Source organism: Oleiphilus sp. HI0132, from assembly GCF_001635845.1.
This window is the reverse complement of the sequence record NZ_LWGJ01001890.1, coordinates 1-737: the sequence shown is the minus strand read 5'-3', so window position 1 is coordinate 737 and position 737 is coordinate 1. Positions and strand designations below refer to the sequence as shown.

General features: G+C 41.0%; 2 protein-coding genes. One reads left to right on the top strand and one right to left on the bottom strand.

Going from position 1 to position 737, the window contains the following annotated elements; translation table 11 throughout:
- A partial coding sequence (locus A3766_RS28500) for a helix-hairpin-helix domain-containing protein (protein WP_197479828.1) occupies positions 1 to 219 on the top strand: 219 nt, incomplete at its 5' end.
- Positions 220 to 273: 54 nt separating this feature from the next.
- On the opposite strand, the gene A3766_RS28495 is transcribed toward A3766_RS28500, so the two are convergent.
- The gene (locus A3766_RS28495) at positions 274 to 549 is read right to left on the bottom strand and encodes an HU family DNA-binding protein (protein WP_068643448.1); all 276 of its coding nucleotides are present in this window, start codon (positions 547 to 549) and stop codon (positions 274 to 276) included.
- Between the last annotated feature and the right edge of the window lie 188 nt (positions 550 to 737).

The window sequence follows — 737 nt, the reverse complement described above, 5'->3', positions numbered from 1 at the left end:
GATAAAGCAGAAACGGAATGTGAAGTTAGCCTTAGTAAGCAGCTGATTGATATTAATCAGGATGACATTGTCGTTTTGCAAACATTACCGGGTGTGGGTAAGGTTCTGGCGCAAAAGATTATTGATGGCCGGCCCTATGAATCTATGGATGCTTTATTGAAGGTACAGGGGATTAGTCAGGATTTATTAGCGAAGCTACAGGTTTCGATAAAACTTTAGTAGAAATAAAAAAGAGGCCTTGAAAGCCTCTTTTTTGAATTTGGCTCAGGCCAGCTAGCCGTTCACTGCATCTTTCAGTGACTTGCCAGGCTTGAAGCCAACAGACTTGCTTGCAGCAATCTGGATTGTTGCACCAGTTTGAGGGTTTTTACCAGTACGAGCACTTCGCTCTCTGACTGAAAATGTGCCGAAACCNATCAGGCTTACGGTATCATTTTTGTTCATTGCATTGGTGATTTCATCGGTCAGAATATTCAGGACTTCACCGGCTTTTTCTTTGGTTAGGTCCGCTTTTTCAGCAATGGCAGCAGCAAGTTCAGGTTTTTTCATGAATTTTACCTTAATTGAGATTGTTGTCTTAGGTACACGCCAGACAGGGTCTGCAGTCCAGAGGACTTTGTACACCCTAAAGATAGTCCAGATCGCTTTGCTTGCAATGGGTAAAAGTAAAAAAAGCAAAATTTGTTAAAAAATGAAATATCTGTGAACTTGTTTCAAATTGGTAGCCATATTGAGTT